At 52.1% G+C, this 26,000-nt stretch carries 26 protein-coding genes and 1 pseudogene; 21 read left to right on the top strand and 6 right to left on the bottom strand.

Annotated features, from left to right (window positions below):
• Positions 1-215: 215 nt before the first annotated feature.
• The gene (locus ACFK9X_RS14010) at positions 216-455 is read left to right on the top strand and encodes a YecH family metal-binding protein (protein WP_079947201.1); all 240 of its coding nucleotides are present in this window, start codon (positions 216-218) and stop codon (positions 453-455) included.
• A gap of 45 nt (positions 456-500) precedes the next feature.
• Here ACFK9X_RS14010 and ftnA read toward each other — a convergent pair whose 3' ends face one another.
• Positions 501-998 (bottom strand): non-heme ferritin, encoded by a 498-nt coding sequence (gene ftnA, locus ACFK9X_RS14005; RefSeq protein WP_000920611.1) that lies wholly within the window; start codon positions 996-998, stop codon positions 501-503.
• Positions 999-1,237: 239 nt separating this feature from the next.
• Entirely contained in the window at positions 1,238-1,573 is a 336-nt protein-coding gene (locus ACFK9X_RS14000; RefSeq protein ID WP_000803229.1) for a YecR-like lipofamily protein, read from the bottom strand.
• 255 nt (positions 1,574-1,828) lie between these two features.
• Here ACFK9X_RS14000 and ACFK9X_RS13995 point away from each other — a divergent pair, with 255 nt between their 5' ends.
• Positions 1,829-2,467 carry an RpiB/LacA/LacB family sugar-phosphate isomerase gene (locus ACFK9X_RS13995; protein ID WP_000684804.1) on the top strand — a complete coding sequence of 213 codons (639 nt, stop codon included), beginning with the start codon at positions 1,829-1,831 and terminating at the stop codon, positions 2,465-2,467.
• Between the two features lie 178 nt (positions 2,468-2,645).
• Here ACFK9X_RS13995 and ACFK9X_RS13990 read toward each other — a convergent pair whose 3' ends face one another.
• Positions 2,646-3,149, bottom strand: a complete 504-nt coding sequence (locus ACFK9X_RS13990) for a non-heme ferritin-like protein (protein ID WP_000741707.1) — start codon at positions 3,147-3,149, stop codon at positions 2,646-2,648.
• 550 nt (positions 3,150-3,699) lie between these two features.
• Between ACFK9X_RS13990 and ACFK9X_RS13985 the strand changes: the two genes are divergently transcribed.
• From ACFK9X_RS13985 to otsA, 4 genes and pseudogenes are all read left to right on the top strand, one after another.
• Positions 3,700-4,257: a DJ-1/PfpI family protein gene (locus ACFK9X_RS13985; protein WP_000754796.1), complete on the top strand. Its 558-nt coding sequence runs from the start codon at positions 3,700-3,702 to the stop codon at positions 4,255-4,257.
• 228 nt (positions 4,258-4,485) lie between these two features.
• Positions 4,486-4,668, top strand: a pseudogene (gene araH / locus ACFK9X_RS13980) (L-arabinose ABC transporter permease AraH); the annotation flags it as partial.
• 222 nt (positions 4,669-4,890) lie between these two features.
• Entirely contained in the window at positions 4,891-5,694 is an 804-nt protein-coding gene (gene otsB, locus ACFK9X_RS13975; RefSeq protein ID WP_000840114.1) for a trehalose-phosphatase, read from the top strand.
• On the top strand, positions 5,669-7,090 hold the full coding sequence (gene otsA, locus ACFK9X_RS13970) for an alpha,alpha-trehalose-phosphate synthase (protein ID WP_000089042.1): 1,422 nt from the start codon (positions 5,669-5,671) through the stop codon (positions 7,088-7,090). Before otsB ends, otsA begins: the two co-directional genes overlap by 26 nt.
• Before the next feature lie 17 nt (positions 7,091-7,107).
• On the opposite strand, the gene uspC is transcribed toward otsA, so the two are convergent.
• Both uspC and ACFK9X_RS13960 read right to left on the bottom strand, forming a co-directional pair.
• Positions 7,108-7,536, bottom strand: coding sequence for a universal stress protein UspC (uspC, locus tag ACFK9X_RS13965; RefSeq protein ID WP_000122606.1), 429 nt, complete (start codon positions 7,534-7,536; stop codon positions 7,108-7,110).
• Positions 7,533-7,649 (bottom strand): hypothetical protein, encoded by a 117-nt coding sequence (locus tag ACFK9X_RS13960; RefSeq protein WP_151116774.1) that lies wholly within the window; start codon positions 7,647-7,649, stop codon positions 7,533-7,535. The genes uspC and ACFK9X_RS13960 overlap by 4 nt, the downstream gene beginning before the upstream one ends.
• A gap of 682 nt (positions 7,650-8,331) precedes the next feature.
• Between ACFK9X_RS13960 and flhD the strand changes: the two genes are divergently transcribed.
• From flhD to ACFK9X_RS13885, 15 genes are all read left to right on the top strand, one after another.
• Positions 8,332-8,673 carry a flagellar transcriptional regulator FlhD gene (gene flhD / locus ACFK9X_RS13955; RefSeq protein WP_001518146.1) on the top strand — a complete coding sequence of 114 codons (342 nt, stop codon included), beginning with the start codon at positions 8,332-8,334 and terminating at the stop codon, positions 8,671-8,673.
• Complete coding sequence (gene flhC, locus ACFK9X_RS13950) at positions 8,670-9,254, top strand: flagellar transcriptional regulator FlhC (RefSeq protein WP_000605987.1); 585 nt, start codon at positions 8,670-8,672, stop codon at positions 9,252-9,254. The genes flhD and flhC overlap by 4 nt, the downstream gene beginning before the upstream one ends.
• 124 nt (positions 9,255-9,378) lie before the next feature.
• A complete protein-coding gene (gene motA / locus ACFK9X_RS13945; RefSeq protein ID WP_000906312.1) occupies positions 9,379-10,266 on the top strand; it encodes a flagellar motor stator protein MotA in 888 nt (295 codons plus the stop codon).
• Positions 10,263-11,192 (top strand): flagellar motor protein MotB, encoded by a 930-nt coding sequence (motB, locus tag ACFK9X_RS13940; RefSeq protein WP_000795653.1) that lies wholly within the window; start codon positions 10,263-10,265, stop codon positions 11,190-11,192. The genes motA and motB overlap by 4 nt, the downstream gene beginning before the upstream one ends.
• 4 nt (positions 11,193-11,196) lie before the next feature.
• Positions 11,197-13,212, top strand: coding sequence for a chemotaxis protein CheA (gene cheA / locus ACFK9X_RS13935; protein ID WP_151116773.1), 2,016 nt, complete (start codon positions 11,197-11,199; stop codon positions 13,210-13,212).
• Positions 13,213-13,232: 20 nt separating this feature from the next.
• Positions 13,233-13,736: a chemotaxis protein CheW gene (cheW, locus tag ACFK9X_RS13930; protein ID WP_000147295.1), complete on the top strand. Its 504-nt coding sequence runs from the start codon at positions 13,233-13,235 to the stop codon at positions 13,734-13,736.
• A 236-nt stretch (positions 13,737-13,972) separates the two neighbouring features.
• A complete protein-coding gene (tar, locus tag ACFK9X_RS13925) occupies positions 13,973-15,634 on the top strand; it encodes a methyl-accepting chemotaxis protein II (protein WP_151116772.1) in 1,662 nt (553 codons plus the stop codon).
• 153 nt (positions 15,635-15,787) lie between these two features.
• The gene (gene cheR / locus ACFK9X_RS13920; protein WP_000204362.1) at positions 15,788-16,654 is read left to right on the top strand and encodes a protein-glutamate O-methyltransferase CheR; all 867 of its coding nucleotides are present in this window, start codon (positions 15,788-15,790) and stop codon (positions 16,652-16,654) included.
• The gene (gene cheB, locus ACFK9X_RS13915) at positions 16,651-17,700 is read left to right on the top strand and encodes a protein-glutamate methylesterase/protein glutamine deamidase (protein WP_151116771.1); all 1,050 of its coding nucleotides are present in this window, start codon (positions 16,651-16,653) and stop codon (positions 17,698-17,700) included. The genes cheR and cheB overlap by 4 nt, the downstream gene beginning before the upstream one ends.
• Before the next feature lie 17 nt (positions 17,701-17,717).
• Positions 17,718-18,107, top strand: a complete 390-nt coding sequence (cheY, locus tag ACFK9X_RS13910) for a chemotaxis response regulator CheY (protein ID WP_000763861.1) — start codon at positions 17,718-17,720, stop codon at positions 18,105-18,107.
• Positions 18,108-18,117: 10 nt separating this feature from the next.
• Complete coding sequence (gene cheZ, locus ACFK9X_RS13905; RefSeq protein WP_000983586.1) at positions 18,118-18,762, top strand: protein phosphatase CheZ; 645 nt, start codon at positions 18,118-18,120, stop codon at positions 18,760-18,762.
• A gap of 193 nt (positions 18,763-18,955) precedes the next feature.
• Positions 18,956-20,107 carry a flagellar biosynthesis protein FlhB gene (gene flhB, locus ACFK9X_RS13900; RefSeq protein WP_151116770.1) on the top strand — a complete coding sequence of 384 codons (1,152 nt, stop codon included), beginning with the start codon at positions 18,956-18,958 and terminating at the stop codon, positions 20,105-20,107.
• The gene (gene flhA, locus ACFK9X_RS13895; RefSeq protein WP_151116768.1) at positions 20,100-22,178 is read left to right on the top strand and encodes a flagellar biosynthesis protein FlhA; all 2,079 of its coding nucleotides are present in this window, start codon (positions 20,100-20,102) and stop codon (positions 22,176-22,178) included. Before flhB ends, flhA begins: the two co-directional genes overlap by 8 nt.
• Positions 22,178-22,570: a flagellar protein FlhE gene (flhe, locus tag ACFK9X_RS13890; RefSeq protein WP_151116766.1), complete on the top strand. Its 393-nt coding sequence runs from the start codon at positions 22,178-22,180 to the stop codon at positions 22,568-22,570. Before flhA ends, flhe begins: the two co-directional genes overlap by 1 nt.
• Positions 22,571-22,806: 236 nt before the next feature.
• Positions 22,807-23,946, top strand: a complete 1,140-nt coding sequence (locus ACFK9X_RS13885) for a glycoside hydrolase family 105 protein (RefSeq protein ID WP_000989908.1) — start codon at positions 22,807-22,809, stop codon at positions 23,944-23,946.
• A 53-nt stretch (positions 23,947-23,999) separates the two neighbouring features.
• Here the strand turns inward: ACFK9X_RS13885 and mrdA are convergent, their stop codons facing one another.
• On the bottom strand, positions 24,000-25,871 hold the full coding sequence (gene mrdA / locus ACFK9X_RS13880; RefSeq protein WP_023214473.1) for a penicillin-binding protein 2: 1,872 nt from the start codon (positions 25,869-25,871) through the stop codon (positions 24,000-24,002).
• Positions 25,872-26,000 lie beyond the last annotated feature (129 nt).

Here is a 26,000-nt window from a genome sequence, read left to right as displayed (position 1 = left end):
CCCCGGTAACAAAGAACGGTGATATCCGCGGCGCAGGGTAAGGCATTACGCTATTTTCGTCAAATGGTCGTTACAATGGGTGTACTGTAAAATTTACAGTTCCGGGCATAAAAGCGAATATGGAAGGAGACGCGGACAACCGCCGTAAACCTGCGCTAGCGCAAAGTCGCTTGTACACGGACACATTAGGCTACGAGTTTTATTCAGGAGGGGTTATGGATTCCATTCATGGTCACGAAGTGCTCAACATGATGATTGAGTCTGGCGAGCAGTACACGCATACCTTGCTGGAGGCGGCAATAAAAGCGCGCTTTGGCGAGCGGGCACGATTTCACACTTGTTCAGCATCAGATATGACGGCGGCGGAACTGGTCGCGTTTCTGGCGGCGAAAGGAAAGTTTATTGCGGTGGAGGACGGTTTTTCAACGCATGAGAGTAAAATCTGCCGCCATTAATACGCCACGGTGAGAGCGCGTCTCACCGTGTAAGGACGTGTTGGATTAATTTTGCGTATCCAGGGTGGAGAGTTCTTTATCAATGAAATAAAGCCCTTCGCCGCTTTTTCCCGCCAGCGTTAATTTATCAATAATAGATTTGAATAATTTTTCTTCTTCATGCTGTTCTGCCACATACCACTGCAAGAAATTAAATGTCGGATAATCCTGGCTGGTCATTGCGGCATGAGCCAGTTCATTAATTTTTTGCGTAATAAGCTGCTCATGCTCATAGGTCGCGCGGAACAGCTCATCCAGCGAGGCGTACTCAGCGAAGGGCGAAGAAACGGTATGAATGCGCGGCAGGCTTCCGGTATCGGTAAGGTAGTCAAACAGGCGCTGCATATGCGTCATCTCTTCTTGCGCATGGCGACGAAGAAATGCGGCCGCGCCTTCAAAACTGTGATAGCTACACCACGCGCTCATTTGTTGATAGAGCAGGGAGGAGTACAACTCCAGATTCATTTGCTCATTCAGTTTGTCGATCATTTCTGTTTTCAGCATGGTTCCGCTCCACAAATAGCAAAAGATATACGGTAATGTGGCGCCACTATAATTTGTTATTTTATTATTTGCAAAAGGTAAAATATTAAATTTAATTATTAAAAATACGAATGGGAATAAAACGCATTAACGCCAGTGTATAGCGTATAAAAATAAAGGAAAGCCAGCACCTTCATGCTGGCAATAGCGACCCTGCACTCTCCTCCATTGTAGATGGTGTCGGCGTTAAGCCAGCCGCCTTAATAATAAAGCGGCATGATTTGCGGGACGGCAACGCCCCGGCACTGCCAGGAGAGGGTAAATCGGGTGTTCAGACACAACGAGCCCGCATAAATGCTACAGGTTCCTACCGGCTGACCAAACGAAACGGCATCGGCATAGCCCATCTGCTGGCATTCGCGTGTTGCGGTCCCGTGAGATACATAGTCATCTGTCCGTGAAGTAAAAAATAGCGGCTGGTTATACGTCAGGCGCACGATGCCGCTTATCGGGCTGGCTTCGCTGACCTGCGCTTGTCGAGTAATGGTGCATCCCGTCAGGGCTAGCAGTGAAAGAGTAAAAATAAGAGGCTTCATAAAATCGCTCCGACAATTCGGTATCAGACCATGCTACCTCGTGTCTTGCACCGTCAATGGCTGGAATAACTTACGGATTCGCCTTGATTAAAGGTAACGGCAGGAGATTTACAGCGGGAACAGAAAATGTGTGAGCGTCTTTTTATTTAATGAAACTTGGTTTCATTAAATTTGAATGTGTGTTCGCAAATGTGTAATGTGGGCAAAACGTCATGATTTACGCAGGCGCGACCGTCTGCATTCAGGAGGAACACGATGAAAATTGCACTGATGATGGAAAATAGCCAGGCCAGCAAAAATGCCATCATTTATAACGAACTTAGCGCCGTCGCCAATGAAAAGGGATTTCCCGTTTTTAACGTTGGCATGTGCGACGAAAATGACCATCACCTGACGTACATTCATTTAGGCATCATGGCGAGTATTCTGCTTAATGCAAACGCGGTTGATTTTGTGGTTACTGGCTGTGGCACCGGTCAGGGCGCGCTGATGTCGTTAAATATTCATCCAGGTGTCATTTGTGGCTATTGCATCGATCCGGCAGATGCTTTTCTGTTTGCGCAGATCAACAACGGCAATGCGTTGTCCCTGCCATTTGCGAAAGGCTTTGGCTGGGGCGCTGAGCTGAACGTGCGTTTCATCTTTGAAAAAGCGTTTACCGGGCGTAAAGGCGAGGGGTATCCGCCTGAGCGCAAAGCGCCGCAGGTACGCAATGCGGGCATTTTGAATCAGGTTAAGGCCGCGGTCGTCAAAGAGAATTATCTGGATACACTACGGGCTATCGATCCTGAACTGGTTAAAACGGCGGTTTCAGGGCCGCGTTTCCAGCAATGTTTGTTTGAAAACGGCCAGAATAAAGAAATAGAAGCGTTTGTACGTGAGATGCTGGGGTAATGCCCAGACAAGACAGAGGCGTTTCGCGCCTGTCGGCTGGCATGATGTGCCGATAATACGCCAGTAGCGACAGGCACCACCTCTGGCAAACAGATCAGAAACGGTGTAGGCCGGATAAGCTGCTTCGCGTTGCTATCCGGCTAATAACGTCTCAATATTGTCGCTCGGGGTGCCGCTATCAGTGATGCTGATAGGTCACGACGTTAAGGAGATGCTGATCGGTTTGCGCCAGGCATAGCCCTGCTCGTTTAGCGCTGCGAACTTCTTCGAGAATAGTTTGTAAAAGTACGCCATCCTGCTGCTGCTCTTTTTCCAGGGTATGGAGAAAATCAAGCGTTGAGGCATCATTCAGCGCTTTCGCTTCATCTGCCAGACGCGACAGCGTGCTGGCGCGTTGCTGATAATCCTCCAGGGTTTTCTGGAACAATTCTTCCAGAGAGCAGAGCTCTTCACCCGGAACGTCAATGGCTTTAACGATAGGGGTGGCGCCGGCGTTTTTCATAAAATTAAACATGCGCATCATTTGCGTCACGTTGCCTTGCGCCTGGGTACGAAGAAAGGTGGCGGTGCCTGTTAAACTGTGTTCAGAACACCATTCGCTTAGATGGAGGTAAAGATTTGATGCGTAAAACTCAAGGTTCATTGGCGTGTTGAGCTTTTGAACCATTCCTACAGCTGCCATAACAATATCCTTATTTCCAGAAAGTGTTGATGTGCATGACAGACGAGAATGCAACGGGCCGTTGTCACATTCTTACCTCTATGCACAATAAATACTCTTAGCAGAAGAACTCCGTTCCGCCAGTCCCTTATGCGATCTCATTTCCTGTTTATCGATCGGTAATGAGAATAGCGCGTCAATAAAAATAAGAAAATCCTTAAATGCAATTGTTTATCTTTTTTTACATTTTCAGCGGTGTGATTTTTTCAGGTGTAATGATTTTGGATGAGGAGCAGTTGCAACCATTTGAAAGTTAAATGATATTATATAGATTTGTAATTTATGAAACATTATTTCAGATCATGGGTTAAGCCTTTCAAGTATGTTAATTTCAATAAAATAAACATTAGTCAGTCTGGATATCACACGCATAAACGGTTGAGAGCAAATATGCCTGTTTTTATAAACTAGCCGATTTTGCGGTAGATCATTTTTAATGTCATTAATCATACGAGCACGTTATTCGGTTAAGCGCAGTTTTGATGGGTGACTCGTTAACAAGGAGCAGTCAATGAAAAAGGTCGCGGTGCTGTTGGCGCCAGGATTTGAAGAAGCAGAGGCCATTGTTACTCTTGATATTCTGCGACGTTTGCATATCGACGTCGAAACGCTGGCGTGTGCTGAATCACGGGCGGTGGTGAGTTACCATGATATTCCTATGGTTGCGGACAGCACGCTGAGTGAACGCCAGCAGGCGCTTTTTGATGCGGTAGTGCTGCCGGGCGGTCCGCAGGGGAGCGCTAATCTGGCGGCTAATCCGGCGGTGATCGCTTTCGTTGCGCGTCATGATGCGGCAGGCAAATTTATTTGTCCTATCTGTTCCGCGGCGGCAAGGGTGCTGGGTGCTCACGGATTGCTGAAGGGGCGTCGTTATGTCTGTTCCGGCGACCTGTGGAAAGCGGTTCCGGAAGGTGTCTATGTGGATGCGCCCGTTGTTGAAGATGGTAATTTAATTAGCGGCAAAGGCTTGGGTCATGTCTTTGATTTCGCGCTAACCCTTTCCGCCAGACTGCTGGGAGACGATGCGCCGGTTCGCGAACAGGCTGAACATATCTATTATCCCTGGTAATCGTTATTCACCCAGGGCCATAAGGATTAGCTGGCTGATGTTATGGATTAATGGGCTGGCTTTCCTGCCTTTTGGCTGATGAATTCGCTCTGGGTTATGTCATTTTCCGCTAAAACTATTCCCGCCATCAGCATTTATCTAATGAATGAAAGACAGTGCACCGTTTTACGTCTTCTCTAACAAAAATCGTTTGATTTTACCCTACATAAAAAACGCTAAAGCAGGTCAATGACTTCCCTGGGTTATGAGTTAATCGTTATTTCTGCGTGCGTATTAGGGGGCGTTTTCCTGAGAGGCGGCCTCGGAAAAATCTCATATGTGGTGGCGAGCGTACTGATATCAGGAACGGTGGAGAACGCGATGAACCTGCTCAACATTTCACCTTTTGCACAGTACGTGGTTCGCGGCTGAATCCTTCTGGCAGCAGTTATCTTCGACCATTATAAGCAAAAAGCGAAGCGTATGATTTGATGAATTAACACTCAACTAAACAGTATAGCTTCACGTCATCGCCAACCGCTACCCCGGCTGGCGATGGTCTTTCTAAATGGCGAGCAGCGTCACACTGTCTATACTTACATGACTAATGAGACCGTTTGTGAATCTCAATATGATGATAAGGAGGAGACCAGGGTGGCAGAACCGTTAACCGTATCCCCCGAACTCACTGCGAACTATGCGTATTTTTTTGACCTTGATGGCACATTGGCAGAGATAAAGCCTCATCCCGATCAGGTAGTGGTACCGCATAAAATCCTTCAGTTGTTAGACCGTCTCGCGGCGCACAACGCAGGGGCACTGGCATTGATTTCAGGGCGTTCAATGACTGAGCTGGATGCTTTGGCGAAGCCTTTTCGCTTTCCGCTCGCTGGCGTTCACGGAGCAGAGCGTCGTGACATCAATGGTAAAACCCATATCGTGCGCCTTCCTGAAGCGGTAGTCCGTGAGGTGGAGGCGTTATTACGTTCGACGCTTGTAGCGCTGCCCGGAACGGAGCTGGAGACGAAGGGGATGGCGTTTGCGCTGCACTACCGTCAGGCTCCGGAACATGAAGCGGCGCTGTTGGCGCTTGCGCAACACGTTACGCAGCACTGGCCGCAACTGGCGTTGCAGCCTGGTAAATGTGTTGTGGAAATCAAACCTAAGGGAACCAATAAAGGCGAAGCGATTGCCGCCTTTATGCAGGAGGCGCCCTTTGCGGGACGGATTCCCGTTTTTGTGGGCGACGATTTGACCGATGAGGCTGGCTTTGGCGTGGTGAATCACGCTGGCGGAATTTCCGTAAAAGTGGGCGTCGGGGCAACCCAGGCGGCATGGCGGCTGGAAAGCGTACCCGATGTCTGGCGCTGGCTGGAACAAATCAATTATCCACAACAAGAACAACAAGTAATGAATAACAGGAGAGATGGCTATGAGTCGTTTAGTCGTAGTATCTAATCGAATTGCCCCCCCGGATAATAAAGGCGGCGCCGGCGGCCTCGCCGTTGGCGTGCTTGGCGCGCTAAAAGCGGCTGGCGGGTTGTGGTTCGGCTGGAGTGGCGAGACAGGTAACGAGGATGAGCCATTAAAAAAGGTGACAAAAGGTAATATTACCTGGGCATCGTTTAACCTGAGTGAACAAGATTACGAAGATTATTACTGTCAATTTTCCAATGCGGTTCTCTGGCCTGCGTTCCACTATCGTCTGGACCTGGTACAGTTTCAGCGTCCTGCATGGGAAGGCTATATGCGGGTGAATGCGTTATTAGCGGATAAGTTATTGCCCCTCATTAAAGAGAACGACATCATTTGGGTGCATGACTACCACCTGTTACCGTTCGCCAGCGAGCTGCGTAAACGCGGCGTGAACAACCGAATTGGTTTTTTCCTGCATATTCCATTCCCGACCCCGGAGATTTTTAACGCTTTACCGCCGCATGATGAACTGCTGGAGCAGTTGTGTGACTTTGATCTGCTGGGGTTCCAGACCGAAAATGATCGCCTGGCTTTTCTGGATAGCCTTTCGAGTCAAACGCGAGTCACGACTCGCAGCGGCAAGCAGCATATCGCGTGGGGTAAAGACTTCCAGACAGAAGTGTATCCTATCGGTATTGAGCCCGATGAGATTGCTCTGCAGGCTGCCGGGCCGTTGCCGCCTAAACTGGCGCAGCTCAAGGCGGAACTGAAAAATGTGAAGAATATTTTTTCCGTTGAGCGGCTGGATTATTCGAAAGGGCTGCCGGAACGTTTTCTGGCGTATGAAGCGCTACTGGAAAACTACCCGCAGCATCGGGGAAAAATTCGTTATACCCAAATTGCGCCTACGTCACGCGGCGAAGTACAGGCATATCAGGATATTCGCCACCAGCTTGAGACGGAAGCAGGCCGGATTAATGGGAAATATGGACAATTGGGCTGGACGCCGCTCTATTATCTGAATCAGCATTTCGACCGTAAACTGTTAATGAAGATATTCCGTTATTCAGACGTCGGGCTCGTCACCCCGTTGCGTGACGGGATGAACCTGGTGGCGAAAGAGTTTGTCGCCGCGCAGGACCCCGCTAATCCTGGCGTACTGGTACTGTCACAGTTTGCCGGCGCGGCGAATGAACTGACGTCGGCGTTAATCGTCAATCCTTACGATCGGGATGACGTGGCGGCGGCGCTCAATCGTGCGCTAACGATGCCCCTTGCCGAGCGTATTTCGCGTCATGCGGAGATGCTGGACGTGATCGTTAAAAATGACATTAACCGCTGGCAGGAGCGTTTTATTCATGACCTAAAGGAGGTCACGCCGCGTAGCCCTGAGCGTCAGCAGCAGAACAACGTGGCGACGTTCCCTAAGCTGGCCTGAAATATCGCGAGCGGCGACTAGTCGCCCGCTAAGGGCACCAGCAACACATCTACCTGGCTGGCGCTGACGACACTTTTTGCCGAGCAGGATGCGCGCGAAAAGAAACTATGGTTATGGTTGCCGCAAATGACCAGATCAACATGGTGTTTGCGGCACACAGCCAAAATATGCTGGCTTAACTCACCTGATGCGATGAAAGTTTGTTCAATCGGATAATCCGCCTTTTCCCCCAGCATCTTAAGAAAATTCTCGGTTTCCTCATGCATAACCGCGCGTAAATCCTCCATCATGGGCGCGGCGAACTGGTTATACAGTTCAGGATCGGAAGCGAGAGTAATCAGGCTTACTTTCGCCTGGACAGGGCGGGCGATAGAGACCGCTTTAGCCAGTAGCTGGTGACTTTCCGGGGTGACGGCAACGGCGACAAGAATATGGGTGTAGCTCATAACTCGCTCCTTGATTGCAAGAATATGAGATTGTGCTTTAGCTTTACTCTGTTTATCGCATTTCTGCAATGCGCTAATGCCACATTAATGTGAAGGATATCATAATTAATCATTAATTATTCTTATGTAAAGAATCGTGGTATAAGACACTTTTTACACACCACCAGGATGCTTCATTTAAACGGGTGAACAATGAAAGCTAAAAGTTAAATCAAATGAGCTTATTTTTAACAGCGGAGGGCGTATGCTGTGACGAGATTAATTAATAACGTTTAATATTTAAGCCACTGTTTACTAAAGGTAAAATAAAATCGTTTCTAAAATAGAAATAATAGCCTGTTATCTATTATCCTGGCGTTATTTTAACAGAGAGAAACAAAAAAGAATTTGGTGTTGACGTACCCCTATTCAGCAGTGTGGAATAGAAAAAGTGAACATTAGGTTATTAATTAAACAAAGTAAAAGCCATGCTGATGGTTTTATCGTAAGTATTCCGTTAAATTATGTGATCTACATCACATATTTTCTAAAATCGCCGTCCCGCTCCGTTGTATGTCACGAAGCTGACGAGTAGAGTTGCGTCGAATTAGGAAAAATCTTAGGCATTTGTAAAAATTGATGTAAACGTGTAAGGCGAATCTCAGTGGGAAGCTGCGTTATACGTCACAATGTCCACAATGTCTGAGCGCTGCTATGCATTTGACCTTTTTGCTTCTTTTACCGGGCCTTCCCGGCGACATCACGGGGTGCGGCTACGTCGCACAAAAATAAAGTTGGTTATTCTGGATGGGAACAATGCATACATCCGAGTTGCTAAAACACATTTATGACATCAATTTGTCATATTTACTCCTTGCACAGCGTTTGATCGTCCAGGACAAAGCATCTGCGATGTTCCGCCTCGGTATCAACGAAGAGATGGCAAACACACTGGGCGCGTTGACCCTACCGCAGATGGTCAAACTGGCGGAGACGAACCAGTTAGTTTGTCATTTCCGGTTTGACGATCATCAGACGATCACCCGTTTGACTCAGGATTCGCGCGTCGATGACTTACAGCAGATTCACACAGGTATCATGCTTTCAACGCGTCTGCTCAATGAAGTGGACGATACGGCGCGTAAGAAAAGGGCATGATAATGAGTGAAAAAAGCATTGTTCAGGAAGCTCGCGATATACAGTTGGCGATGGAGTTGATTAATCTTGGCGCTCGTCTACAAATGCTGGAAAGCGAAACACAGCTCAGCCGTGGTCGCCTCATCAGGCTGTACAAAGAATTACGCGGTAGCCCGCCGCCTAAAGGGATGCTGCCATTTTCGACAGACTGGTTTATGACCTGGGAGCAAAATATTCATGCCTCCATGTTCTGCAACGCCTGGCAATTTTTACTGAAGACCGGCTTATGCAGCGGTGTGGATGCGGTGATTAAAGCTTATCGGCTTTATCTTGAGCAGTGTCCGCAACCGCCTGAAGGGCCGTTGTTGGCGCTGACTCGCGCATGGACGCTGGTGCGTTTTGTTGAAAGTGGGTTGCTTGAATTGTCGAGCTGTAACTGCTGCGGTGGGAACTTTATTACCCATGCGCATCAGCCCGTAGGCAGCTTTGCGTGTAGTTTATGCCAGCCGCCATCCCGCGCAGTAAAAAGACGTAAACTTTCCCGAGATGCTGCCGATATTATTCCACAACTGCTGGATGAACAGATCGAACAGGCTGTTTAACCGAAACGGTGTGGACAAACACTCCAGCAGCGGTAAGTCATTACCGCTGCTTTTTTTTGCCTTGCCTTCGCGTTAATCGCCCGACTGCGCATCCTGTCATAGTCAACAGCGGAAGGATGATGTCGTGCTTATCTTATTAGGTTACCTGGTGGTTATCGGTACAGTTTTCGGCGGTTATGTCATGACCGGCGGACACCTTGGGGCACTCTATCAACCTGCTGAACTGGTCATCATTGGCGGCGCGGGGATAGGGGCGTTCATTGTCGGCAACAACGGGAAGGCCATCAAAGGCACGATGAAAGCGATCCCGTTGTTATTTCGTCGTTCGAAATACACGAAATCTATGTACATGGATTTGCTGGCGTTGCTCTATCGCCTGATGGCCAAATCACGCCAGCAGGGGATGTTCTCCCTTGAACGCGATATTGAAAATCCGAAAGAGAGTGAAATCTTCGCCAGTTATCCGCGTATTCTGGCCGATGCGGTAATGCTTGATTTTATTGTCGATTATCTGCGCCTGATCATCAGCGGCAACATGAATACGTTCGAAATTGAAGCGTTGATGGATGAAGAGATTGAAACCCATGAAAGCGAGGCGGAAGTCCCGGCCAACAGTCTGGCGATGGTGGGGGATTCGCTGCCTGCCTTTGGTATCGTCGCGGCGGTAATGGGGGTGGTTCACGCTCTGGCTTCAGCCGATCGTCCGGCAGCGGAGTTGGGGGCGCTGATTGCCCATGCCATGGTAGGTACGTTCCTCGGTATTTTACTGGCTTATGGATTCATTTCACCGTTAGCGACCGTTTTGCGCCAGAAGAGCGCCGAAACCACCAAGATGATGCAGTGCGTAAAAATTACACTGCTGTCTAATCTGAACGGCTATGCGCCGCCGATTGCCGTGGAATTTGGACGTAAAACGCTTTATTCCAGTGAGCGTCCATCATTTATTGAGTTGGAAGAACACGTTCGCGCAGTGAGAAACCCAAACCAGCAGCAGACGACTGAGGAAGCATGAAAAATCAGGCTCATCCCATTGTCGTCGTAAAACGCCGCAGGCACAAACCGCACGGCGGCGGGGCGCACGGTTCCTGGAAAATTGCCTACGCCGATTTTATGACGGCGATGATGGCTTTTTTTCTGGTGATGTGGCTGATTTCCATCTCCAGCCCTAAAGAATTAATTCAGATTGCCGAATATTTTCGTACGCCGTTGGCCACCGCGGTAACGGGGGGGAATCGGATTGCCAATAGCGAGAGCCCGATACCAGGCGGCGGCGATGATTACACCCAACAGCAGGGTGAAGTGGAAAAGCAGCCGAATATCGACGAGCTGAAAAAACGGATGGAGCAGAGTCGCTTAAACAAACTGCGCGGCGATCTGGATCAACTGATCGAATCCGATCCCAAACTGCGCGCGTTACGTCCGCATCTGAAAATTGATTTAGTTCAGGAGGGGTTGCGCATCCAGATTATCGACAGCCAGAACCGCCCGATGTTTAAAACCGGCAGCGCCGAAGTTGAGCCGTATATGCGCGATATCCTGCGTGCGATTGCGCCAGTGTTAAACGGTATACCTAATCGCATTAGCCTGGCCGGCCATACCGATGACTTTCCCTACGCGAACGGCGAAAAAGGCTATAGCAACTGGGAGTTATCCGCCGATCGCGCCAATGCCTCTCGTCGCGAACTGGTCGCTGGCGGGCTGGATAACGGAAAAGTATTACGGGTGGTTGGCATGGCCGCCACGATGCGGCTGAGCGATCGCGGTCCTGATGACGCCATCAACCGCCGTATAAGCCTGCTGGTGTTAAACAAACAGGCGGAACAGGCCATTTTGCATGAAAACGCTGAAAGCCAGAATGAGCCGGTAAGTGTATTACAACAGCCTGCGGCAGCCCCGCCGGCAAGCGTACCCACATCGCCAAAAGCGGAACCGAGGTGATAGCGTGAGCATGGATATTAGCGATTTTTATCAGACATTTTTTGATGAAGCTGACGAGCTGTTGGCTGATATGGAGCAGCATCTGCTGGATTTGGTGCCGGAGTCCCCGGACGCTGAACAACTGAACGCCATTTTTCGCGCGGCGCACTCCATTAAAGGCGGCGCGGGCACATTCGGCTTCACTATTCTGCAGGAAACCACGCATTTAATGGAAAACCTGCTGGATGAAGCCCGACGCGGTGAAATGCAGCTCAATACCGACATTATCAACCTGTTTTTGGAAACGAAAGATATTATGCAGGAACAGCTCGACGCCTGTAAAAACTCCGAAGAGCCGGATGCCGCAAGCTTCGAATATATCTGCAATGCGCTACGCCAGTTGGCGCTGGAGGCGAAAGGCGAAACCACGCCGGCGGTCGTAGAAACCGCGGCACTAAGCGCGGCGATCCAGGAAGAGAGCGTAGCCGAAACCGAATCGCCTCGTGACGAGAGTAAACTGCGCATTGTACTTTCACGGTTGAAAGCCAATGAGGTCGATCTGCTTGAAGAAGAGTTGGGCAATCTGGCTACTCTGACGGATGTCGTTAAGGGGGCGGATTCACTGTCGGCAACTCTGGATGGCAGCGTCGCGGAAGATGACATTGTCGCGGTGCTCTGTTTTGTCATCGAGGCCGATCAGATCGCTTTTGAAAAAGTGGTCGCCGCGCCCGTGGAAAAAGTGCAAGAGAAAACCGAGGTAGCGCCGGTAGCGTCTCCGGCAGTCGTTGCGCCAGCCGCCAAAAGCGCGGCGCATGAACATCATGCGGGGCGTGAAAAACCTGCGCGTGAACGCGAGTCCACCAGCATTCGCGTGGCGGTAGAGAAAGTGGATCAGCTCATAAACCTGGTCGGCGAGTTAGTGATTACCCAGTCAATGTTGGCCCAGCGTTCTAACGAGCTGGACCCGGTAAACCACGGCGATCTCATTACCAGTATGGGGCAGTTACAACGTAACGCCCGCGACTTACAAGAGTCGATGATGTCGATTCGTATGATGCCTATGGAGTACGTCTTCAGCCGTTTCCCGCGTCTGGTACGCGATTTAGCGGGCAAACTGGGCAAGCAGGTAGAGCTGACGCTGGTGGGGAGCTCCACTGAACTTGATAAAAGCCTGATCGAACGCATTATCGACCCGCTGACGCACCTGGTGCGCAACAGTCTCGACCACGGGATTGAAATGCCGGAAAAACGCCTTGAGGCGGGGAAAAATGTTGTCGGCAATCTGATTCTTTCCGCAGAACATCAGGGCGGGAATATTTGTATTGAAGTGACCGATGACGGCGCGGGGCTTAACCGTGAGCGTATCCTGGCGAAGGCCATGTCGCAGGGGATGGCGGTGAATGAAAACATGACCGACGATGAAGTAGGCATGTTGATCTTCGCGCCGGGATTCTCAACTGCGGAACAGGTCACGGATGTCTCCGGTCGCGGCGTTGGCATGGATGTGGTGAAACGTAACATTCAGGAGATGGGCGGTCACGTTGAGATCCAGTCAAAACAAGGCTCCGGCACCACGATTCGTATTCTGCTGCCGCTGACGCTGGCCATCCTCGATGGGATGTCGGTTCGCGTGGCGGGGGAAGTTTTTATCCTGCCGTTGAATGCGGTGATGGAGTCGCTGCAACCGCGTGAAGAGGATCTTCATCCGCTGGCGGGCGGCGAACGGGTTCTGGAAGTTCGCGGCGAGTATTTGCCGCTGGTCGAATTGTGGAAAGTGTTTGACGTGGACGGGGCGAAAACCGAAGCCACGCAGGGCATTGTTGTGATCCTGCAAAGCGCGGGACGCCGTTACGCGCTGCTGGTCGATCAGCTCATCGGTCAGCACCAGGTGGTGGTCAAAAATCTGGAAAGCAATTATCGCAAGGTACCGGGGATTTCCGCCGCAACGATCCTGGGCGACGGCAGCGTCGCGCTGATTGTTGATGTTTCCGCATTGCAGGGTTTAAACCGCGAACAACGTATGGCGATCACAGCCGCCTGATTGAGTGAGAAGGGAATAATATGACCGGTATGAGTAATGTAAGCAAACTGGCCGGCGAGCCGTCAGGTCAGGAATTCCTGGTGTTTACACTGGGAAATGAAGAGTACGGCATCGATATCCTGAAAGTGCAGGAGATCCGTGGCTATGACCAGGTGACGCGCATCGCCAATACACCGGCCTTTATAAAAGGGGTGACTAACCTGCGCGGCGTGATTGTCCCCATTGTCGATCTGCGCGTGAAATTCTGCGAAGGCGACGTTGAGTACGATGACAATACGGTAGTGATCGTACTGAATCTGGGGCAACGTGTCGTCGGGATAGTGGTAGACGGCGTGTCTGACGTACTGTCGTTAACGGCGGAACAGATCCGTCCGGCGCCAGAATTTGCCGTGACCTTGTCAACAGAATATTTGACGGGATTGGGCGCGCTCGGCGAGCGTATGCTGATTCTGGTGAATATCGAAAAACTGCTTAACAGCGAAGAGATGGCGCTGCTGGATATCGCAGCATCACACGTCGCGTAATAACGTTGCCGGATGGCGTCGCGCCATCCGGCAATATTCACCGTTATGCTTCCGCCAGCGGTGAGAGTTCCTCTTCATCGCCCGCGCCCAGCCCCTGCATTTTGTGCCGACATCGCCGCTGCGACGCTGTTATTGTCAATATCGTCTTCCGGAACAGCGTATTTCCTTTTTGCAAAAGTAAAGTTATCACCGCAGGTGCCGATAACGTTGATAACTCGTTATCAGGAAGGTGCCTTATGTTTAACCGTATCCGCGTTGTCACAATGCTGATGATGGTGCTGGGGGTTTTCGCACTGCTACAGCTTGTTTCCGGTGGTTTGCTGTTTTCTTCATTACAGCATAACCAGCAAGGTTTTGTTATTTCTAACGAATTACGTCAGCAACAAAGCGAACTCACGTCGACATGGGACTTAATGCTGCAAACGCGCATTAACCTGAGCCGCTCCGCCGCACGCATGATGATGGACGCTTCTAACCAGCAGAGCAGCGCCAAAACGGATTTACTCCAGAATGCAAAAACGACCCTCGCACAGGCGGCGGCGCACTACGCCAATTTCAAAAACATGACGCCATTGCCAGCGATGGCGGAGGCCAGCGCGAACGTCGATGAAAAATATCAGCGCTATCAGGCCGCATTAGCCGAACTTATTCAGTTTCTGGACAATGGCAATATGGATGCCTACTTCGCCCAGCCAACCCAGGGAATGCAAAACGCGTTGGGCGAGGCGCTGGGCAATTACGCCCGGGTGAGCGAAAACCTGTACCGCCAGACATTTGATCAAAGCGCTCATGACTACCGTTTTGCGCAATGGCAACTGGGGGGGCTTGCGGTTGTGCTGGTGCTGATTTTGATGGTGGTTTGGTTCGGCATTCGTCATGCCCTGCTTAACCCATTAGCGCGAGTGATTACTCATATCCGTGAAATTGCCAGCGGCGATCTGACGAAAACGCTCACCGTCTCAGGACGTAATGAAATTGGCGAACTGGCGGGAACGGTTGAACATATGCAACGCTCGCTGATTGACACCGTAACGCAGGTTCGTGAAGGTTCGGATGCGATTTATTCCGGCACCAGTGAAATTGCCGCCGGTAATACCGACCTCTCTTCCCGTACCGAACAGCAGGCCTCCGCTCTGGAGGAGACGGCTGCCAGCATGGAACAACTGACGGCCACCGTGAAGCAAAACGCCGATAACGCCCGTCAGGCTTCGCAACTGGCGCAAAGCGCCTCCGAGACCGCACGCCATGGCGGCAAAGTGGTCGACGGCGTAGTAAACACCATGCACGAAATTGCCGACAGTTCGAAAAAAATCGCTGACATTATCAGCGTTATCGACGGTATTGCCTTCCAGACTAACATTCTGGCGCTGAACGCGGCGGTAGAAGCGGCGCGCGCGGGAGATCAGGGGCGCGGTTTTGCGGTCGTGGCAGGCGAGGTGCGTAATCTGGCCAGCCGCAGCGCCCAGGCGGCGAAAGAAATAAAAGCGTTGATTGAAGATTCCGTCTCGCGTGTCGATACCGGTTCTGTGCTGGTGGAAAGCGCCGGGGAAACCATGACTGACATCGTCAATGCCGTTACGCGCGTCACGGATATCATGGGCGAAATCGCCTCCGCCTCGGATGAGCAAAGCCGGGGTATCGATCAGGTCGCTTTGGCCGTTTCCGAAATGGATCGCGTAACGCAACAGAACGCCTCGCTGGTTCAGGAATCCGCAGCGGCCGCCGCCGCGCTGGAAGAGCAGGCCAGCCGTCTGACCCAGGCGGTATCGGCTTTCCGCCTGGCATCGCGACCGCTGGTGGCAAATAAACCTGAGATGCGTTTGTCAGTGGACGCTCAGTCCGGCAATACGCCGCGGTCAGTAGCCGCCGGGGATGATGCGAACTGGGAAACCTTCTGATCGACGTGCGCTGTCGGTTCTCGATTAATTTGCGAACCCGCCGATACATTTCGTCTGGTTCGCATAGATAAAAGCAAAAAATGTGTAATACGGGAAGCATGGCGCTGCCGCAGGGCGCGCCCGTTGTACTTTGAATGTGATTAAGAAGGCGCTATGACATCATCTCTGCCCTCCGGGCAAACGTCAGTATTGTTACAGATGACACAGCGCCTCGCGCTGTCCGACGCGCATTTTCGTCGGATATGTCAATTAATCTACCAGCGCGCAGGGATCGTGCTGGCCGACCATAAGCGGGATATGGTTTATAACCGCCTGGTCCGTCGGCTGCGTGCCCTGGGACTGGATGATTTTGGCCGTTATCTCAGTATGCTGGAGGCTAATCAAAACAGCGCTGAGTGGCAGGCTTTTATCAACGCTCTGACTACCAACCTGACCGCTTTTTTTCGCGAGGCGCACCATTTTCCCATCCTTGCGGAACATGCGCGTCGCCGCCACGGCGAGTACCGCGTCTGGAGTGCGGCGGCATCGACAGGAGAAGAACCTTACAGTATCGCCATTACGCTGGCGGATGCGTTAGGGATGGCCCCCGGTCGCTGGAAAGTATTCGCCAGCGATATTGATACTGAAGTGCTGGAAAAAGCGAGAAGCGGTATTTATCGCCTCAGCGAACTGAAAACGTTATCGCCGCAGCAGCTACAACGTTACTTCATGCGCGGTACGGGGCCGCATGAAGGACTGGTGCGCGTGCGTCAGGAACTGGCCAATTATGTTGAATTTTCCTCCGTTAATTTATTGGAAAAGCAGTACAACGTACCCGGTCCCTTTGACGCGATTTTTTGCCGTAACGTCATGATCTATTTTGATAAAACGACTCAGGAGGACATTCTGCGCCGTTTTGTTCCACTCCTTAAACCTGACGGACTGTTGTTTGCCGGTCACTCAGAAAACTTTAGCAACCTCGTGCGCGAGTTTAGCCTGCGCGGACAGACGGTGTATGCGCTAAGTAAGGATAAAGCATGAGTAAAATCAGGGTATTGTCAGTTGATGATTCCGCGCTAATGCGCCAAATCATGACTGAAATTATTAATAGCCATAGCGATATGGAGATGGTGGCGACTGCGCCGGACCCGTTGGTCGCCAGGGATCTCATCAAAAAATTTAATCCGGACGTATTGACCCTGGACGTTGAGATGCCGCGTATGGACGGCCTCGATTTTCTGGAAAAACTGATGCGCCTGCGACCGATGCCGGTGGTGATGGTCTCTTCGCTGACCGGGAAAGGTTCTGAAGTGACGCTACGGGCGCTGGAGTTGGGGGCCATCGATTTTGTCACCAAACCGCAGCTTGGCATTCGTGAAGGTATGCTGGCGTATAGCGAGATGATCGCCGAAAAAGTGCGTACCGCCGCGCGGGCCCGCATCGCCGCACATAAACCGATGGCGGCCCCGGCAGCCTTAAAAGCCGGTCCGCTGCTCAGTTCCGAAAAACTGATTGCTATCGGCGCTTCAACGGGCGGTACTGAAGCTATCCGACATGTGCTGCAACCGCTGCCGCTTTCCAGTCCGGCAGTGATTATTACGCAGCATATGCCGCCTGGTTTTACCCGCTCGTTTGCCGAGCGTCTGAATAAACTCTGTCAAATCAGCGTGAAGGAGGCGGAGGACGGCGAACGCGTATTGCCAGGTCATGCCTACATTGCGCCCGGCGACAAGCATATGGAGCTGGCGCGTAGCGGGGCGAATTATCAAATCAAAATTCATGATGGCCCGCCGGTAAACCGACATCGGCCTTCCGTGGATGTGCTGTTTCATTCGGTGGCGAAACACGCGGGGCGCAACGCCGTAGGCGTCATTCTTACGGGGATGGGCAACGATGGCGCCGCTGGAATGTTAGCGATGTACCAGGCTGGCGCCTGGACCATTGCGCAAAACGAAGCAAGTTGTGTGGTGTTCGGCATGCCGCGCGAGGCCATCAATATGGGTGGCGTAAGCGAAGTGGTCGATCTTAGCCAGGTAAGCCAGCAGATGCTGGCGAAAATCAGTGCCGGACAGGCGATACGTATTTGAACCAGGAGTAGTATTTTATGGCGGATAAAGAGCTTAAATTTTTGGTTGTGGATGACTTTTCGACCATGCGTCGTATCGTGCGCAACCTCTTAAAAGAGCTTGGATTTAACAATGTGGAAGAGGCCGAAGACGGCGTCGATGCGCTGAACAAGCTCCAGGCTGGCGGCTTTGGTTTTATTATCTCTGACTGGAATATGCCGAACATGGATGGCCTGGAGCTGCTGAAAACCATTCGCGCCGATAGCGCCATGTCGGCGTTACCCGTGTTGATGGTCACGGCGGAAGCCAAAAAAGAGAATATTATCGCCGCCGCACAGGCTGGCGCCAGCGGTTATGTCGTAAAACCGTTCACCGCAGCGACTCTGGAAGAGAAGCTCAACAAAATCTTTGAGAAACTGGGCATGTGAGGATGCGATGATGATGCAACCATCTATCAAGCCTGCTGATGAAGGTTCAGCAGGAGACATCATTGCGCGCATCGGTAGTCTGACCCGAATGCTGCGCGACAGCCTGCGTGAGCTGGGGCTGGACCAGGCGATTGCCGAAGCGGCGGAGGCGATCCCTGATGCGCGCGACCGTCTGGATTACGTCGTCCAGATGACGGCGCAGGCGGCGGAACGCGCGCTAAACAGTGTCGAAGCCTCGCAGCCGCATCAGGATGCGATGGAAAAAGAGGCGAAAGCGCTAACCCAACGTTGGGACGAGTGGTTTGACAATCCGATCGAGCTTTCCGACGCCCGTGAACTGGTGACGGATACGCGCCAGTTTCTCAGGGATGTCCCGGGCCATACCAGCTTTACTAACGCGCAACTGCTGGACATCATGATGGCGCAGGATTTCCAGGATCTGACGGGTCAGGTGATCAAACGCATGATGGACGTGATTCAGGAGATTGAGCGCCAGTTGTTAATGGTGCTGCTGGAAAACATCCCGGAACAGAGCGCGCGACCAAAACGCGAGAACGAAAGCTTACTCAACGGCCCGCAGGTGGATACCTCGAAAGCTGGCGTCGTCGCTAGTCAGGATCAGGTGGACGACCTGCTGGACAGTCTTGGGTTTTAAGCTTTTTTGACCTGATGGCGCTGCGCTTATCGGGTCCGAATCCGTCAACCCGGCCGGATACGATACTTTCTTATCGTATCCGGCTATCTCTATTAACGCCATAAACCCCGCCTTTTTTACCGCTTACTCTGCCCATTGGCGTAAAGCGGTTCTGGCATCATTCTCGCTTATCAATCTATCCAGGGTTTGCTGCGTGGCAGAAGAGAGCGACGACGACAAAACAGAAGCCCCCACACCCCACCGACTTGAAAAAGCGCGGGAAGAAGGGCAGATCCCCCGTTCCAGAGAACTGACCTCACTGCTGATATTGCTGGTGGGAGTTTGTATTATTTGGTTCGGCGGCGAGTCGTTAGAGCGGCAGCTGGCGGGAATGCTCTCAGCAGGCCTGCACTTCGATCACCGTATGGTGAACGATCCTAACCTGATCCTGGGGCAGATAATTTTGCTGATTAAAGCGGCGATGATGGCACTGCTACCGCTCATCGCGGGCGTGGTGCTGGTGGCGCTTATCTCGCCGGTTATGCTTGGCGGCCTGATTTTTAGCGGTAAGTCGCTACAGCCAAAATTTTCTAAATTAAACCCGCTGCCGGGAATTAAGCGCATGTTTTCGGCGCAGACCGGCGCGGAACTGCTAAAAGCGGTGTTGAAATCCACGCTGGTCGGCTGCGTTACCGGCTTTTATCTCTGGCATCACTGGCCGCAAATGATGCGCCTGATGGCGGAGTCGCCGATCGTCGCAATGGGGAATGCGCTGGATCTGGTTGGACTCTGCGCGTTACTGGTGGTACTGGGCGTGATTCCGATGGTGGGATTTGACGTGTTTTTCCAGATCTTTAGCCACCTGAAAAAATTACGCATGTCGCGGCAGGACATTCGCGACGAATTTAAAGAGAGCGAAGGCGATCCGCATGTTAAGGGCAAAATTCGCCAGATGCAACGCGCCGCCGCGCAGCGCCGCATGATGGAAGATGTGCCGAAAGCGGACGTCATTGTCACTAACCCGACGCACTATTCCGTGGCGCTGCAGTATGACGAAAACAAAATGAGCGCGCCGAAAGTGGTCGCGAAGGGGGCTGGATTAATAGCGCTGCGCATTCGCGAGATCGGCGCTGAACATCGGGTTCCCACTTTAGAAGCGCCGCCGCTGGCGCGGGCATTATATCGCCACGCCGAAATCGGTCAGCAAATTCCCGGGCAGTTATATGCTGCCGTTGCGGAAGTGTTGGCCTGGGTCTGGCAGCTTAAACGCTGGCGGCTTGCGGGCGGGCAACGTCCTCCACAACCTGAGAACCTTCCGGTGCCAGAAGCGCTGGATTTTATGAACGAGAAGAATACTGATGGCTAATCTGGTCGCGATGCTGCGCCTGCCCAGCAACCTGAAATCGACGCAATGGCAAATTCTTGCCGGGCCGATCCTCATTCTGCTGATTTTGTCGATGATGGTGCTGCCGCTACCTGCTTTTATCCTCGACTTATTGTTTACCTTTAATATTGCGCTATCGATCATGGTGCTGCTGGTGGCGATGTTTACCCAGCGTACTCTGGATTTTGCCGCGTTTCCGACCATCCTGCTGTTTACCACGCTACTGCGTCTGGCGCTTAACGTCGCCTCAACGCGCATTATTTTGATGGAAGGGCATACCGGCGCGGCGGCGGCGGGAAAGGTGGTAGAGGCGTTCGGTCATTTCCTGGTCGGCGGTAACTTCGCGATCGGGATTGTGGTTTTTATCATCCTCGTCATTATCAACTTCATGGTCATCACCAAAGGTGCCGGACGTATTGCCGAAGTCGGCGCGCGCTTTGTGCTGGATGGTATGCCCGGTAAGCAAATGGCGATTGACGCCGATCTTAATGCCGGTCTGATTGGTGAAGACGAGGCCAAAAAACGGCGTTCGGAAGTCACTCAGGAAGCCGACTTCTACGGCTCGATGGACGGGGCAAGTAAATTTGTACGCGGCGACGCCATCGCCGGTATTCTCATCATGGTCATTAACGTGGTCGGCGGGCTGCTGGTCGGCGTATTGCAGCACGGAATGAGCATAGGCAGCGCGGCGGAAAGCTACACTCTGCTGACCATTGGCGACGGCCTGGTCGCCCAGATCCCGGCGCTGGTTATCTCCACGGCGGCGGGCGTCATCGTGACCCGCGTCAGTACCGATCAGGATGTAGGCGAGCAGATGGTTGGCCAACTGTTCAGTAATCCAAGGGTGATGTTGCTGGCGGCGGCGGTGCTGGGGCTGCTTGGCATGGTGCCTGGAATGCCTAACCTGGTATTTTTACTCTTTACCGCCGCTTTGCTCGGCCTGGCATGGTGGCTGCGCGGGCGCGAAGAAAAAGCGCCGGAGGAGCCGCAGCCGGTAAAAATGCCGGAAAATAACTCGGTGGTCGAAGCTACCTGGAATGACGTACAGCTTGAGGATTCACTGGGAATGGAAGTGGGCTACCGCCTGATCCCGATGGTGGATTTTCAACAGGATGGCGAATTGCTCGGACGTATTCGCAGCATTCGTAAAAAATTCGCGCAGGATATGGGGTTCCTGCCGCCGGTTGTCCACATTCGCGACAATATGGATTTACAGCCTGAGCGCTACCGTATTTTGATGAAAGGGGTAGAGATCGGCAGCGGGGACGCCTATCCGGGACGCTGGCTGGCTATTAACCCCGGCACGGCGGCGGGAACGCTACCGGGCGAGAAAACCGTCGATCCAGCTTTTGGCCTTGATGCCATCTGGATTGAAAGCGCCCTGAAAGAGCAGGCGCAAATTCAGGGCTTTACCGTCGTGGAAGCCAGTACCGTTGTGGCGACGCACCTTAACCACTTGATTGGCCAATTCTCCGCTGAACTGTTTGGCCGTCAGGAAGCGCAGCAACTGTTGGATCGTGTCTCTCAGGAGATGCCTAAACTCACGGAAGATCTGGTCCCCGGCGTCGTGACCCTCACGACTTTACACAAAGTCCTGCAAAACTTACTGGCGGAAAAAGTCCCGATTCGCGATATGCGCACCATTCTGGAAACGCTGGCGGAACATGCGCCGTTACAAAGCGATCCGCATGAATTAACCGCCATGGTACGCGTGGCATTAGGACGAGCGATTACGCAACAGTGGTTCCCCGGTAATGAAGAAGTGCAGGTGATTGGCCTGGATACCGCGCTGGAGCGTTTGCTGCTTCAGGCATTGCAGGGCGGCGGTGGACTTGAGCCTGGGTTGGCGGATCGCCTGCTGGCGCAGACCCAAGAGGCGCTTTCTCGCCAGGAGATGCTTGGCGCGCCGCCGGTATTACTGGTTAACCATGCGCTACGTCCATTATTGTCCCGCTTTTTGCGGCGCAGTTTACCGCAGCTGGTGGTGTTGTCGAACCTTGAGCTTTCCGATAACCGTCATATCCGCATGACGGCGACCATTGGAGGAAAATAATGCGTAAATGGCTGGCGTTGTTGCTCTTTCCCCTGACGGTTCAGGCCGCAGGCGAAGGCGCGTGGCATGATAGCGGCATGGGCGTAACCTTAAATTACCGGGGCGTCTCCGCATCGTCTTCGCCATTGTCGGCGCGTCAGCCGGTTTCCGGTGTGATGACGCTGGTCGCCTGGCGTTATGAACTGAATGGCCCGACCCCCGCGGGCTTACGGGTACGTTTATGTTCCCAGTCCCGTTGCGTAGAACTTGATGGTCAGAGTGGCACGACCCACGGTTTTGCTCATGTTCCCGCAGTCGAGCCGCTCCGCTTTGTCTGGGAAGTCCCCGGCGGCGGCCGACTTATCCCGGCGTTAAAAGTGCGGAGCAATCAGGTGATTGTGAACTACCGCTAACCGCCCCTTTCTTTGCCAGGTAGCAGATCTGACTCTCTTTTTGAATAAATAGAAACACTGTTTTATAAAATGGTGAGGTAGGTTGCCGGACTCTTTGCGTTTTTGCCATTTACGCTCTGGCAATGGCAGAAACAAAAAGGTTTCCGCCCAGCTTAGCTTTTACTGTAGCGAATCGACTGCGTCGGCGGTAAAACTGCACGCAGCACTGAATTCGACATTACACAGAGGTTAAGCAAATGATGGTTTATCCAGTCAAACACAGTCCGCTATTGCGTCAGCCTGAGCATTTTATCGCCAGAGATGAACTAAAAGCCCTGGTGCAAAAGGTGACGCATAACCTGGTCAATATTAAAGATGAGACAGGCGAATTTTTATTGCGACTGGACGACGGACGCGTGATCGATACTAAAGGCTGGGCCGGATGGGAGTGGACGCACGGCGTGGGCCTGTACGGAATGTATCACTATTACCAACAGACCGGCGACCAGACGATGCGTAAGATCATTGATGACTGGTTTGCCGATCGTTTTGCGGAAGGCGCGACGACGAAAAACGTTAATACGATGGCGCCGTTTTTAACGCTGGCGTATCGCTATGAAGAGACGCGTAATCCAGCGTATTTACCGTGGCTGGAAACGTGGGCCGAATGGGCGATGAATGAAATGCCCCGTACCGATCACGGCGGAATGCAGCACATCACGCTGGCGGAGGAAAATCATCAGCAGATGTGGGACGACACGCTAATGATGACGGTGCTGCCGCTGGCGAAAATCGGTAAACTGTTGAACCGGCCGGAATATGTGGAAGAGGCAACCTATCAGTTCCTGCTACACGTACAGAATTTGATGGATAAAGAGACGGGGCTGTGGTTCCACGGCTGGAGCTATGACGGTCATCATAACTTCGCTAACGCTCGCTGGGCGCGCGGCAACAGTTGGCTGACCATTGTGATCCCGGATTTTCTTGAACTGCTGGACTTGCCGGAAAATAATGCCGTGCGCCGTTACCTGGTCCAGGTACTGAATGCGCAGATCGCCGCGCTGGCGAAATGTCAGGATGAAAGCGGTTTGTGGCATACGCTGCTTGACGATCCGCACTCTTATCTTGAGGCGTCGGCGACGGCGGGTTTTGCCTACGGTATTCTTAAAGCGGTGCGCAAACGCTATGTCGAACGGCACTATGCGCAGGTGGCGGAAAAAGCTATTCGGGGGATAGTGAAACATATCTCGCCGGAAGGCGAACTGCTGCAAACGTCATTTGGCACTGGCATGGGCCACGATCTCGATTTTTACCGTCATATTCCGTTGACCTCTATGCCTTACGGGCAGGCGATGGCTATGCTGTGTTTGACGGAATATCTGCGTAACTATTTCTGATGTATGCGGATATGCCGGGCGCATCCTTGTCTGATGGCGCTTTGCTTATTTGACTATGGCACCTGACCCGGCTGCGTGGTATCAGCCTGTGGATCAAACAGGTGGTCAAGGATTTTTCGCATGATGGGCGCGGCGGTAACGCCGTCGCTTCCGCCGTTTTCCAGAATCAAGGCAATAGCGACCTTAGGGTTTTTATACGGTGCAAAAGCGGTATAAAACACATGATCGCGCAGGCGAATGGGGATCATTTTCGCGTTGTAGGTCTGATTTTCTTTCAGGCTAAATACCTGCGACGTGCCGCTTTTGGCCGCAATGCCGTAGGGCGCGGTGTGAAAGAACTTATAGCCCGTTCCGTTGGGTGCATTCGCCATGCCATACATCGCCTGACGCACCAGTCCCCAGTATGGCGACGCCGGATCGGCTATCTGTGCCGGTGTTCCTGAAGGACGATACGGAACCACCGTTTTGCCGCTCTCTTCATTGAGTAACAGGTGAGGGGCAATCACCTTACCGTTGTTGATGAGCGCCACCATCGCTTTTACCATCTGGATGGGGGTGGCAATCCAGTAACCCTGGCCGATGCCGACAGAAATGGTATCGCCCTGATACCAGGCTTTTTTATGGACCCGCTGTTTCCATGCGCGGCTGGGAAGCAGCCCGTCATATTCTTCATTAAGGTCGATGCCCGTCGGTTTGCCATAGCCGAACTGAGACAACATCGTGTCGATACGGTCAATACCCATCATATAAGCGACCTGATAGAAAAAGGTATCCGCAGATTCCTCAATCGCTTTAGTGACATCCAGCATACCGTGTCCGGTTTTTTTCCAGTCCCGGTAATGCCGCTGCGTGCCGGGAAGCGTCCAGGTTGGCGCGCCAAAGAAGGTGGTTTGCGGCGTAATAATCCCGCATAACAGCGCGGACATTGCCATATAGGGTTTAACCGTTGACGCCGGAGGATAAAGCCCTTGCGTCACGCGGTTGATCAGCGGCAGATTTTTATCGTGCAGCAGTTTGCCGTAATCCTGATAGCTAATGCCTTTTACAAAGGGGTTCGGGTCGTAGCTGGGCATAGATACCATCGCCAGCACTGAACCATCGTGCGGATCTTCAACCAGTACGGCAGCACGCTGCCCGGCCAGCAAACTTTCAATGTACTCTTGTAAATGGAGATCCAGCGTCAGGTGAATGTTCTTACCCGCGATGGGAGGAACGTCTTTCAGCAGGCGGACAATACGCCCGTGATTATCCACCTCGACCTCCTGATAACCGGTTTTGCCATGAAGATCGTTTTCGTAGTAACGCTCAATCCCCTGTTTACCGATGTTATGGTCCGCCGCGTAATTCTCTGCCAGCCCTTTTTTATCCAGCGCTTTAAGGTCGTTATCGTTTATCTTTGACACGTAACCGAGAACATGCGCCAGCTCCGCGCCGTAAGGATACTGCCGATCCTGATAGCTATTGATCGTGACGCCGTTGAAATGAAACTGATTGACCGCAAAGCGTGCGATTTCAACATCCGTTAGCGCGTTTTTGAGCACCACCGGACGATAGCGGCTACTGGATTTTAGCGCATGGCGAAAGTCGGCGATATCATCGGGGGAGAGATCAACAATAGGGGTGAGCTGTTTTAGCAGCGCATCCATATCGGCAATTTTATAGGGCGTAACCGCGATATCATACCAGGTTACGTTACGCACCAGCGGAATGCCGTTGCGATCGTAAATGATGCCGCGCGTGGGCGCGACGGGTAGCATCTTGATATCGTTCTCATTCGAACGGGTGGTGTAGTAGTGGTGCTGGCGGATTTGCAAGTTATAGAGGTTGAAGATCAGGATACCAAAGCAGACAACCACTACACCAAACGCCACAATCACACGTCTCAGGAAGAGTTTCTCTTCCGCATCAAAGTCTTTAAAAGTCATTACCTGTACCTGAACAATCCGCCGCCTAATGATACGGGGCGGTCAGCGCCAGCACAGGTAAAAGATGTTCCATCTCTCTATAGAAATGTGTCATTCCTTGTGATTTGTTACAGATATACCGCTGTGGCA

Source organism: Salmonella sp. WC3 (genome assembly GCF_042932255.1).
Lineage (GTDB): Bacteria > Pseudomonadota > Gammaproteobacteria > Enterobacterales > Enterobacteriaceae > Salmonella > Salmonella enterica.
This window is presented reverse-complemented; position numbering and strand designations above follow the sequence as displayed.